This is a genomic window from Nocardiopsis lucentensis DSM 44048 (genome assembly GCF_000341125.1).
Taxonomy (GTDB): Bacteria; Actinomycetota; Actinomycetes; order Streptosporangiales; family Streptosporangiaceae; genus Nocardiopsis; species Nocardiopsis lucentensis.
Map to the genome: position 1 here is coordinate 1 of NZ_ANBC01000703.1, position 11,647 is coordinate 11,647.

The 11,647-nt window shown below is 70.2% G+C and carries 11 protein-coding genes; all 11 read right to left on the minus strand.

Annotated elements, in window-relative coordinates; translation table 11 throughout:
- Positions 1-421: NADH-quinone oxidoreductase subunit NuoI (nuoI, locus tag D471_RS0124505; protein WP_017601057.1), on the minus strand; the 421-nt coding region annotated here is incomplete at its 3' end.
- Positions 414-1,784, minus strand: coding sequence for an NADH-quinone oxidoreductase subunit NuoH (nuoH, locus tag D471_RS0124510; RefSeq protein WP_017601058.1), 1,371 nt, complete (start codon positions 1,782-1,784; stop codon positions 414-416). The genes nuoI and nuoH, both read right to left, overlap by 8 nt.
- Positions 1,781-4,240, minus strand: a complete 2,460-nt coding sequence (locus D471_RS0124515; protein WP_017601059.1) for an NADH-quinone oxidoreductase subunit G — start codon at positions 4,238-4,240, stop codon at positions 1,781-1,783. The genes nuoH and D471_RS0124515 overlap by 4 nt, the downstream gene beginning before the upstream one ends.
- Positions 4,237-5,568, minus strand: coding sequence for an NADH-quinone oxidoreductase subunit NuoF (gene nuoF / locus D471_RS0124520; protein WP_017601060.1), 1,332 nt, complete (start codon positions 5,566-5,568; stop codon positions 4,237-4,239). Before nuoF ends, D471_RS0124515 begins: the two co-directional genes overlap by 4 nt.
- On the minus strand, positions 5,565-6,305 hold the full coding sequence (gene nuoE, locus D471_RS0124525; protein ID WP_017601061.1) for an NADH-quinone oxidoreductase subunit NuoE: 741 nt from the start codon (positions 6,303-6,305) through the stop codon (positions 5,565-5,567). Before nuoE ends, nuoF begins: the two co-directional genes overlap by 4 nt.
- A complete protein-coding gene (locus tag D471_RS0124530; RefSeq protein WP_017601062.1) occupies positions 6,302-7,597 on the minus strand; it encodes an NADH-quinone oxidoreductase subunit D in 1,296 nt (431 codons plus the stop codon). Before D471_RS0124530 ends, nuoE begins: the two co-directional genes overlap by 4 nt.
- 46 nt (positions 7,598-7,643) lie before the next feature.
- Positions 7,644-8,396 carry an NADH-quinone oxidoreductase subunit C gene (locus D471_RS0124535; RefSeq protein ID WP_017601063.1) on the minus strand — a complete coding sequence of 251 codons (753 nt, stop codon included), beginning with the start codon at positions 8,394-8,396 and terminating at the stop codon, positions 7,644-7,646.
- A gap of 2 nt (positions 8,397-8,398) precedes the next feature.
- Positions 8,399-8,944, minus strand: a complete 546-nt coding sequence (locus D471_RS0124540; protein WP_017601064.1) for a NuoB/complex I 20 kDa subunit family protein — start codon at positions 8,942-8,944, stop codon at positions 8,399-8,401.
- Positions 8,945-9,008: 64 nt separating this feature from the next.
- A complete protein-coding gene (locus D471_RS0124545) occupies positions 9,009-9,368 on the minus strand; it encodes an NADH-quinone oxidoreductase subunit A (RefSeq protein ID WP_017601065.1) in 360 nt (119 codons plus the stop codon).
- Between the two features lie 143 nt (positions 9,369-9,511).
- Positions 9,512-10,816 carry a geranylgeranyl reductase family protein gene (locus D471_RS0124550; RefSeq protein ID WP_017601066.1) on the minus strand — a complete coding sequence of 435 codons (1,305 nt, stop codon included), beginning with the start codon at positions 10,814-10,816 and terminating at the stop codon, positions 9,512-9,514.
- A 434-nt stretch (positions 10,817-11,250) separates the two neighbouring features.
- Positions 11,251-11,647: class I SAM-dependent methyltransferase (locus D471_RS0124555; RefSeq protein WP_017601067.1), on the minus strand; the 397-nt coding region annotated here is incomplete at its 5' end.

The following is an 11,647-nucleotide window of genomic DNA, read 5'->3' on the forward strand; positions in this document are numbered from 1 at the left end:
GCGGGGCGAGCAGCTGTTCCTTCGTCCAGATCAGGCTCTGCCTGCTGTCGTCGGCCAGCTCGTACTCGTTGGTCATGGTCAGCGCGCGGGTCGGGCAGGCCTCCACGCACAGCCCGCACAGGATGCAGCGCAGGTAGTTGATCTGGTAGACGCGCCCGTACCGCTCACCGGGCGAGTACCGCTCGTCCTCGCTGTTGTCACCGGCCTCCACGTAGATGGCGTCGGCCGGACAGGCCCAGGCGCACAGTTCGCACCCGATGCACTTCTCCAGGCCGTCGGCCCACCTGTTCAGCTGGTGCCGACCGTGGAAGCGTGGCGCCGTGGGGCGCTTGACCTCCGGGTACTCGACCGTCGGCACCTTGGTGAACATGGTGTGGAAGGTGACGCCGAAACCCTTGACCGGGTTGAGCCACTCAAGCACCGCTGACCTCCTCACGCTTGTCGTTGCGTCCGGCGGCGGCCGTGGCCGTCCGCGGGGGTTCGGCGAGCACGCTGGTGCCGTAGTGCGCGGCGGTGCTCGGGGGAACCGGGAACCCGCCGAAGGACGGGTCCTCGTGGGAACGGCGCGCGTTCTCCGCCCGCTCCCGGGCCGCGATCGCGCGCTCCCGGCGCGCGTAGCGCACCCAGGCCCAGAAGGCGGCGAGCGTGGCCGCGGTGAACGCCGCCACGACGACGCCGACGACCACCGGGGAGGCGCCCTCGAGGACGAGCATCCGCACGACGGCGACCGCGGTGATCCACACGAGCTGGACCGGGATGAGCACCTTCCAGCCGAACTTCATCAGCTGGTCGTAGCGGACCCGGGGCAGGCTGCCGCGCGCCCAGATGAACAGGAACATCACGCACACGAACTTGAGCAGCCACCACAGGGCGGGCCACCAGCCCTCGTTGGCGCCGGGCAGGACGGCCTCGACCCCGGGCGGGGCGAGCCAGCCGCCGAGGAAGAGCGTCACGGACACCGCCGCGACCGTGCACATGTTCACGTACTCGGCGAGGAAGAACATCGTGAACTTCATGGACCCGTACTCGGTCATGAAGCCGCCGACGATCTCGCCCTCGCCCTCGGCGAGGTCGAACGGGAGGCGGTTGGTCTCGCCGACCATCGTCACCAGGTAGACCAGGAACGACGGCAGGAGCAGCACCGCGAACCACAGGCCGCGTTGGGACTCGACGATCCCGGACGTGGTGAGCGTCCCGGACATGATGAAGACCGCCACGAAGGACATGCCCATGGCGATCTCATAGCTGATCACCTGCGCCGACGCCCGCAGACCGCCGAGCAGGGCGTAGGGCGACTGCGAGGCCCAGCCGCCGAGCACGAACCCGTACACGCCCAGGGCCGCGGTGGCCAGGACCACCAGGGCGGCGATCGGCAGGTCGGTGAGCTGGAGCGGCGTGAGGACGCCGAACAGGTTCACCTCGGGACCGATCGGGATGACGGAGAAGGCGATGAAGGCGGGCACGGCCGCGATCATCGGCGCGGCGATGTAGACGAACCGGTCCACCCCGCGCGGGATCAGGTCCTCCTTGAGGGAGAGCTTGATCCCGTCGAACAGGGACTGGAGCAGCCCGAAGGGCCCCATCCGGTTGGGGCCGTGGCGCTGCTGCATCCGACCCATGACCTTGCGGTCGGCCATGATCATCATCAGCACGCACAGCATGAGGAAGACGAAGATCGCCAGGGCCTTGATCGTGGTGATCCACCAAGGGTCCTGGCCGAACGCGTCCAGACTGGCCTCCGAGGCCAGCTGGACCGCGCGCGGGTCGAGGGCGGCGGAGGTCACTGGTTCCTCCCGGGGTCGTTGGCGGTGGCCAGGATGACCGTCTCGCCCGCGCCGCCCGCGAGATCACGCGGGACGTCGCAGCCGTGGGCGTTGGCGGGCAGCCAGACGACCCGGTCGGCGATGTCGGTGACGATCGCGGGAACGGTCACGGAGCCGCGGGTTCCCGTGACGCGGAGCGCTCCGCCGTCGGGGACGCCGACCTCGTCGGCCGTGGCCTTGGACAGGTAGGCGCGGGGCGCCCGGGCGGTCCCGGCGAGGAACGGCTCGCCGTCCTCCATCCGGCCGGTGCCGAGCAGCTGGCGCCAGGTCGACAGGACCGCCTGCCCCGCCCCTGGTTCGGGAGGCGGTACGGGGCGGACCGACGGGCCGTCGGAGCGCTCGCCGCTCCACAGGCCGAGTTCGAGCAGCTCGCGGTAGGCGGTCGCGGCGTCGGGCAGGCCGAGGTGGACGTCCATGCCGTCGGCGATCGCCGCGAGCACCCGTAGGTCGGAGAGGGCTCCGGGCACCTTGAGCGCGTCGCCGAAGGGCCGGTGGCGGCCCTCCCAGTTGACGAAGGTGCCGGACTTCTCCGCGACGGCGGCCACGGGAAGCACCACGTCGGCGCGGTCGGTGACGTCGCTGGCCCGAAGCTCGAGACTGACGACGAACGGCACCCGGGCCAGTGCGGCGCGGGCGGCGTCGGGGTCGGGCAGGTCGTCGAGCTCCACCCCGGCGATGAGCAGGGCGTCGAGCTCTCCGGCCGCGGCCGCCTCGATGATCCGGGCGGTGTCGCGGCCCGGGGCCTCCGGCAGGGAGCCCACGTTCCAGGCCCGGGCCACCTCGGCTCGGGCGGCCGGGTCGGTGACCGGGCGTCCCCCGGGCAGCAGGCCCGGCAGGGCTCCGGCGTCGACCGCGCCGCGCTCGCCCGCACGGCGGGGCACCCACACCAGACGGGCCCCGGTCCGCCCGGCCAGGTCGGCGGCGGCGGTCAGGGCGCCGGGGACGGCGGCGAGCCGCTCACCGGCGACGATCACCGCGCCCTCCTGGCGCAGGGCGGTCGCGGCGTCGGAGTCCTCGGTCTCCAGGGCGTTGAGCACGCGCCCCTCGTCACCGGGGACCGCGCGGACGAGCCGCCCGCCGGTCTTGGTCAGGCCGAGACTGGCGTGCGGGGCGACGGAGAAGACCGCGACCTTGTTCTTCCGAGCGCCCTTGCGCAGCCGGAGGAACATGCTCGGGGACTCGTCCTCGGGCTCGATCCCGGCCAGGAGCACGGCGGGGGCCTTCTCCAGGGCGGTGAAGTCGACCCCGATCGGGGCGCCCGCGACGTGGGCGGCCAGGAAGTCGGCCTCCTCGTCGGAGTGGGCGCGGGCCCGGGCGTCGACGTCGTTGGTGCCCAGGGCGACCCGGGCGAACTTGGCGTAGGCGTAGGCGTCCTCGTAGGTGAGCCGCCCGCCGGTCAGGACGCCGACCCGGCCGCGCGCGGCGGCCAGGCCCCGGGCGGCGATGTCGACCGCCTCGGGCCAGGAGGCGAACTCCAGTGCGCGGGACTCCTCGTCGCGGACGAGGGGGCGGGTGAGGCGGTCGGCCCGGGTGGCGTAGGTGAACGCCCACCGGCCCTTGTCGCAGTTCCACTCCTCGTTGACCTGCGGGTCGTCCCCGGCCAGGCGTCGGGTGACCTTGCCGCGCCGGTGGTCGGTGCGCTGGGCGCAGCCGCCCGCGCAGTGCTCGCACACGCTGGGCGTGGACACCAGGTCGAAGGGGCGGGACCGGAACCGGTAGGCGGCGCCGGTGAGCGCGCCGACCGGGCAGATCTGCACGGTGTTGCCGGAGAAGTAGGAGTCGAACGCCTCTCCCTCGGCGATGCCGACCTGCTCCTGCGCGCCGCGCTCCATGAGTTCGATGAGCGGGTCCCCGGCGATCTGGGCGGCGAAGCGGGTGCAGCGGGCGCACTGGATGCAGCGCTCCCGGTCGAGCAGCACCTGGCTGGACAGCGCGATCGGCTTGGGGAAGGTGCGCTTGACGTCGACGAAGCGCGTCTCCCCGCGCCCGTTGGACATGGCCTGGTTCTGGAGGGGGCACTCGCCGCCCTTGTCGCAGACCGGGCAGTCCAGCGGGTGGTTGATCAGGAGGAACTCCATGATCCCGCGCTGGGCCTTCTCCGCCACCTCGGAGGTCAGCTGGGTGTTGACCACCATGCCGTCCATCACGGTGATGGTGCAGGAGGCCTGCGGCTTGGGCATCCCCCGGCCGTTGCCCATGTCGGGGATCTCCACCAGGCACTGGCGGCAGGCGCCGACCGGGTCGAGCAGCGGGTGGTCGCAGAACCGGGGGATCTGGATCCCGAGCAGCTCCGCGGCGCGGATGACCAGCGTGCCCTTGGGCACCTGGATCCGGAACCCGTCGATGGTGACGGTGATCAGGTCCTCCGGGGGCGGTGCGGGCGCCGCCCCGCCGGAGGAGTTGGACGTGACGGTCACTGGTTCCCTCCCCGTTCCGTGGTGGTCGAGGTCGGCCGGTCCCCCCAGAGGGTGGCCCTGGAGTGGTCGAAGGGGCAGCCGCCCTTCTCCACGTGGTCGATGTACTCCTGGCGGAAGTACTTGATGGAGGAGGTGACCGGGCTGGTGGCGCCGTCGCCGAGGGCGCAGAAGGACCGGCCGAGCAGGTTGTCGCAGATGTCGAGGAGCTTGTCGAGGTCCTCCTCGGTGCCCTGGCCGTTCTCCAGCCGGTCCAGCACCTGGACCATCCAGAAGTTGCCCTCCCGGCAGGGCGTGCACTTGCCGCAGGACTCGTGGGCGTAGAAGGCGATCCACCGGCCGACCGCGCGGACGACGCACGTGGTCTCGTCGAAGATCTGGAGGGCGCGGGTGCCGAGCATGGACCCGGCGGCGCCCACCGACTCGAAGTCGAGCGGTGTGTCGAGGTGCTCGTCGGTGAAGATCGGCGTGGACGAGCCGCCGGGCGTCCAGAACTTGAGCCGGTGCCCGGGACGGACGCCGCCCGCCATGTCGAGGAGTTCGCGCAGGGTGACGCCGAGCGGCGCCTCGTACTGTCCGGGGTTGCTCACGTGCCCGGACAGGGAGAAGAAGCCGAACCCGGCGGACTTCTCCGTGCCCATGGAGGTGAACCACTCGGCGCCGTTGGCGACGATGCTCGGAACGCTGGCGATGGACTCGACGTTGTTCACCACGGTCGGTGAGGCGTAGAGCCCGGCGACGGCGGGGAAGGGCGGCTTGAGCCGGGGCTGGCCCCGGTAGCCCTCCAGGGAGTCGAGCAGCGCCGTCTCCTCGCCGCAGATGTAGGCGCCCGCGCCCGCGTGGACGACCACGTCGAGGTCGAAGCCGGTGCCCAGGATGTTCGTGCCGAGCAGTCCGGCGTCGTAGGCCTCGGCGACGGCCCGGCGCAGGCGTCGGATGACGTGGACGACCTCGCCGCGCACGTAGATGAAGGCCTGGCTGGATTTGATCGCGTAGGAGGCGATCGCGACGCCCTCGACCAACGCGTGCGGGTTGGCGAGCATCAGCGGGATGTCCTTGCAGGTGCCCGGCTCGGACTCGTCGGCGTTGACGACCAGGTAGCGCGGGTTGGGGTTGTCCGGCGGGAGGAAGCCCCACTTCATACCGGTGGGGAACCCGGCGCCGCCGCGCCCGCGCAGCCCGGACTGCTTGACCGCGTCGACGATGGCGTCGGGCTCCATGGCCAGCGCCTTGCGCAGGGCCGCGTAACCGCCGGTGGCCCGGTAACCGTCGAGGGTGAAGGAGTCCGGTCGGTCCCAGTGCTCGGACAGGATCGGGGTCAGGGTGGTCACTTGGCTTCCTCCTCACCCTGGTTCGGGGCGGGGAGGTTCGCCGGGTCGGGAGCCGTCCATCCCCGCTGCCGGGCGAGTTTCAGCCCGGCCAGGGACGGGGCCGCCGCCTGGACGCCCTCGCCTCCGCGGCCGTCGTCGAACCCGGCCAGCACGCGTGAGGCCTGCTTCCAGGTGCACAGGCTCGACGGGCCGCGTGTGGGCGCGACGTCCTTGCCCAGCCGCAGGTCGTCGACCAGCTGTGTGGCGCTCTCGGGCGTCTGGTTGTCGAAGAACTCCCAGTTGACCATCACGACCGGCGCGAAGTCGCAGGCCGCGTTGCACTCGACGTGCTCCAGCGTGACCCGGCCGTCCTCGGTGGTCTCGGCGTTGCCCACGCCCAGGTGCTCCTTGAGGGTCGCGAAGATCTCGTCCCCGCCCATCACCGCGCACAGGGTGTTGGTGCACACACCCACCTGGTAGTCGCCGCCGGGCCGGCGGCGGTACATCGTGTAGAAGGTGGCCACCGCGTTGACCTCGGCCAGCGTGATGCCGAGCTGGTCGGCGCAGAAGCGCATCCCGGCCCGGCTGACGTGGCCCTCCTCGGCCTGCACCAGGTGCAGCAGCGGCAGGAGCGCGGACCGCTCCTTCGGGTAGCGGCTGATCAGCTCCTTGGCGTCCTGTTCCAGTCGCGCGACGACCTCGTCGGGGAACCGGTCGGGAGCGGTGCCCCCGGCGTCGGGTGTGCTGTGCTCGGTCACCGGTCCACGCCTCCCATCACCGGGTCGATACTGGCCACGGCCGCGATGACGTCCGCCACCGTGCCGCCCTCGCACATGGCGGCGACGGCCTGGAGGTGCGTGAACGAGGGGTCGCGAAAGTGCACGCGGTAGGGGCGGGTGCCCCCGTCGCTGACCGCGTGGCACCCGAGTTCGCCCTTGGCGCTCTCGACGGCCGCGTACGCCTGGCCCGCGGGCACCCGGAAGCCCTCGGTGACCAGCTTGAAGTGGTGGATGAGCGCCTCCATGGAGCCGCTCATGATGTGCGCGATGTGGTCGGGCGAGTTACCCATCCCGTCCGGGCCGAGCGCCAGCTTGGCGGGCCAGCCGATCTTGGCGTCCTCGATCATCACCGGACCGGGCTGGAGCTTGTCCAGGCACTGCTCGATGATCTTGAGGCTCTCGGTCATCTCGGCCATGCGGACGCGGTAGCGCGCGTAGACGTCGCCGCCGTCGGAGACGGGGACGTCGAACTCGTAGTTCTCGTAACCGCAGTAGGGCTTGGCCTTGCGCAGGTCCCAGGCCAGTCCGGAGGCGCGCAGCAGTGGTCCGGTGACGCCCAGCGCCATGCAGCCGGGGAGGTTGAGGTAGGCCACGTCCCTCGTGCGGGCGAGGTAGACGGGATTCTCGTCGAGGAGCTTGCGCATGGTCTGGATGCGCTTGGGCATCTCCTTGAGGAGTTCGCGGATCTTGCCGACCGCGCCGGGCGGCAGGTCCTGGGCCACACCGCCGGGGCGCACGTAGGCGTGGTTCATCCGTAGGCCCGTGATGAGTTCCAGGATGTCCAGGACCATCTCGCGCTCGCGGAAGCCGTTGGTCATGACCGTGGTCGCGCCGAGCTCCATGCCGAACGTGGCCATCGCGACGAAGTGCGACGCGATCCGGTTGAGCTCCATGACCAGGACGCGGATGACCTCGGCCCGCTCGGGGATCCGGTCGGTGACGTCGAGCAGCCGTTCGACGGCCAGGCAGTACGCCGTCTCGTTGAACAGCGGTGTCAGGTAGTCCATGCGGGTCACGAACGTGGTCCCCTGGGTCCACGTCCGGTATTCCATGTTCTTCTCGATACCGGTGTGCAGGTAGCCGATACCGACGCGTGCCTCGGTGCAGGTCTCACCGTCGAGGGTGAGGATCAGGCGGAGGACGCCGTGTGTGGAGGGATGCTGGGGCCCCATGTTGACGACGAGGCGTTCGGCGCTCGTGGCCTGCGCCCTCTCGATGACCTCGTCCCAGTCCCCGCCGGAGGCGTCGATGTAGTCCTCGGTGACGGTCACGCCGGGCCTCCCTTCTGGCCGAACCGTGGTGTGGTGGTCCGCGGGCTCACTTGTAGGCCCTCCGTTCGTCCGGCGGGGGCACGGTGGCGCCCCGGTACTCGACCGGGACGCCGCCCAGCGGGTAGTCCTTGCGCTGGGGGTGGCCGTGCCAGTCGTCGGGCATCTGGATCCGGGTGAGCGCGGGGTGCCCGTCGAAGACGATCCCGAAGAAGTCCCAGGCCTCGCGCTCGTGCCAGTCGTTGGTCGGGTAGACCGACACGATCGAGGGGACGTGGGGATCGGCGTCGGGGCAGGTGGTCTCGACACGGATCTGGCTGTTGTGGGTGATCGACCGGAGGTGGTAGACGGCGTGCAGCTCCCGGTCCGTGTCGTCGGGGAAGTGCACACCGGACACCCCGGTGCAGAGCTCGTAGCGCAGCGCGGGGTCGTCGCGCAGGGCCCGGACGACCTCGACCAGGGCGTCGCGGCGCACGTGGAAGGTGATCTCCCCGCGGTCGACGACGATCCGCTCCACCGCACCCGCCCCCTCGCCCAGGGCGGCCTCCAGGTCGTCGGCGACCCGGTCGAAGTCGGCGGTGCGCGGGTCCTCCGGGTCGGTGAACGGCCGGGAGCTGGCGGCGGGAGCGCTCCCCCGCACCCGCAGGCCGCCGTAGCCGGAGGTGTCCCCGGCGGTGGTGGCGCCGAACATGCCGGTGCGGACGACGGGCGCGGCCAGGCGCTCGCTGCCCCGGCGGTCGGGGAGGTTCTCCGCGGCCTCCGCGCCGTCACCGTTGTGGTTGGCCTCGTTCTCGGTGCTCATCCTCAGTCCTTGCTCACCAGCGGCAGCGAACGGCGCAGCATCCGCTCCTCGGTCTCGGTGATCTCCTGCTCCCGGTGGGCGCCGAGCTTGGTGTTCTGCACCTTGTCGTGCAGCTTGAGCACGGCGTCCAGGAGCATCTCCGGCCGGGGCGGGCAGCCCGGCAGGTAGATGTCGACCGGGACGATGTGGTCCACGCCCTGGACGATCGCGTAGTTGTTGAACATGCCGCCGCTGGAGGCGCACACGCCCATCGCGATGACCCACTTGGGCTCGGGCATCTGGTCGTAGATCTGACGCAGGACGGGCGCCATCTTCTGGCTGACCCGGCCGGCGACGATCATGAGGTCGGCCTGGCGGGGCGTGGCGCCGAACTTCTCCATGCCGAAACGGGCGAGGTCGTAGTGGGGACCGCCGACGGACATCATCTCGATGGCGCAGCAGGCGAGTCCGAACGTCGCGGGCCACATCGAGCTCTTGCGGGCCAGGCCGACGACCTGTTCGACCGTGGTGAGCGCGATGCCGCTCGGCAGTTTCTCCTCGAGTCCCATCAGTGACGGACCTCCTCGGGACCGTGGGTTGGCCGGGTGCGGGACGGGCGGGCCGTCGTCGGAATCAGTCCCATTCGAGGCCTCCGCGACGCCACTCGTAGGCGTAGGCGATGGAGACGTTCACCAGGAAGAGGACGATCGCGACCAGTCCGAACCAGCCCAGGGCGTCGAAGTGCACGGCCCAGGGGATGAGGAAGATGATCTCGATGTCGAAGACGATGAACATCATGGCCGTCATGTAGTACTTGACGGTGAAGCGTCCGCCCCCGGCGGGCTGGGGGGTGGGTTCGATACCGCACTCGTAGGCCTGCATCTTGGCCCGGTTGTAGCGTTTGGGGCCCATGACCGCCCCCGCCACCATCGACACCACGACGAACGCGGCGCCGATCCCGCCGAGCACGAAGATCGGTGTGTAGAGCTCCATCGGTCACCCTCCTTCTGGCTGGTCGGGGAGGTCGTGGAACATGCTTGTGATTGCTTTCACTAGCGGGGGCCCATCCTTCGTCCCGGGATTCCCCCCGCGCGCGGACGGGGGGGCTGGCTTGTGTGTGGCTTCCGGTCCCGGCCCTACGCGGCGGGCGCGATGCGCGACAGACCGTTGATGACCCGGTCCATGGCGTCCCCCTGGGTGGGTTCGGTGAGATTGGCGAGCATCTTCAGCGCGAACTTCATGAGAGTGCGCTGACGCAGGCCGTAGCGGGTCGCGTACTTCATGAACTCGGGCTGGCCGAGCATCCTCACGAAGTAGCGCCCGAGCGTGTAGTAACCGCCGTAGGTGTCGGCGAGCACCTGGGGGTAGCGCAGGAGGGCCCGTTCGCGGGTCTGCTGCGTGGGGCGCCCGTGCGCCTGCGTGATCACGTCGGCGGCGATGTTCCCGGCCTCCATGGCGTAGGCGATGCCCTCGCCGTTGAAGGGGTTGACCATGCCGCCCGCGTCACCGACGAGCATGAGGCCGCGGGAGTAGTGGGGCACGCGGTTGAAGCCCATCGGGAGCGCGGCGCCGCGGATGGCGCCCTTCTGGTTGTCCTCCGTGAAGCCCCAGCCCTCGGGCATGCTGTCGGTCCACCGGCGCAGGAGCCTGCGGTAGTCCACGTCCTGGAAGGAGGACGTGGAGTTGAGGATGCCGAGGCCGACGTTGCAGGTGCCGTCGCCGACACCGAAGACCCAGCCGTAGCCGGGCAGGAGGACGTCGCGGTCACCGGTGCGGTCCCACAGCTCCAGCCAGGACTCGAGGTAGTCGTCGTCGTGGCGGGGGCTCTCGAAGTAGGTGCGCACGGCCACGCCCATGGGACGGTCGTCGCGTTTGCGGATGCCCATGGCCACGGACAGGCGGGAGGAGTTGCCGTCGGCGGCGACGACGAGCGGGGCCCGGAACGTGACGGGTTCGCGGTCGGCGTCCTTGGCGTGCACTCCCACGATGCGGTTGCTGCGCTCGTCCATGAGCGGGCCGGTGACGGTGGTGCGCTCCAGAAGCTTGGCCCCGGCGGCGACCGCGCGGTTGACCAGGATCTGGTCGAAGTCGAAGCGGGTGCGGACGAGTCCGAAACCCGGGTAGGCGGCGAGGTCCGGCCAGGGGAGGTCGAGGCGGACCCCGGCGCCGATGATGCGCAGGCCGTGGTTCCTGACCCAGCCCTCGTCCTCGAAGGTGATCCCCATGGCGGTGAGCTGCTTGACCGCGCGGGGTGTGAGCCCGTCACCGCAGACCTTCTCGCGGGGGAAGGAGGTCTTCTCCAGCAGGAGGACGTCCAGTCCGGCCTGAGCCAGGTAGTACGCGGTGGTGGAGCCCGAGGGTCCGGCGCCGACGATGATCACGTCGGCGTCGTACTCGATCCGCTCCCGGCGTCTGGGGGAGGAGGTGGCTGTCTCGCTCACGGTGGGTCCTCGACTACTCGCGCGGTGCACCGTGGCGGGCCTGTGCGGGGTCCGACCCGCTCACGGGGTCTGTTGTGAGGTGGCCCTGCCTGCCGGGATGTCCGGTTTGTGGCTTGTGGGATACACCTCGCGCCCTTGTGAAGTGCTTCACAAGGACACTTTTCCGCAGTCTAGACCCTCCGAGGGTCCATAGGCGAGCCCTGAGGGGGTATTCGGAACCCTCTGGCAATAAAGGGGACATACAGCAACAGACAGTGACACCAACCCCAGAAAACCGCCACTCTCTGACAGACACGCAGCTCAGGTGTGGTTTCCGGCATCACACGAACCCATCCAGCAACACGAAAAACCCTGAAGAACAGGAAGTTCCTCAGGGTTTGCCAGTTATTGAGTTATGTGTGACCTATGTGGCCAAGAGTTACTGATGTCTGATTTTACTTCTCCCGGAAGCCCCGGTGCAGGGCGACCGTGCCGAGGGTCAGGTTGCGCCACGCGACCCGGGACCATCCCGCGTCCTGTAGGGTGCGCGCCAGGTCGGGCTGGGTCGGCCACGCCATGATCGACTCCGACAGGTAGTCGTAGGCCTCGCTGCGGCCGGACACGGCACCGGCGATCCTCGGCAGCGCCCCCATGAGGTAGGTGGAGTAGATCCGGTCCACCGCCTCGACCGGAATGTGGCTGAACTCGCAGATCACCAGCCGCCCGCCGACCTTGGTCACCCGCAGGAGCTCGCGCAGGGCCTGGTCGACGTCGTTGACGTTGCGCAGCCCGAAGGAGATGGTCACCGCGTCGAAGGTCTCGTCGGCGAACGGCAGCCGCAGAGCGTCGCCC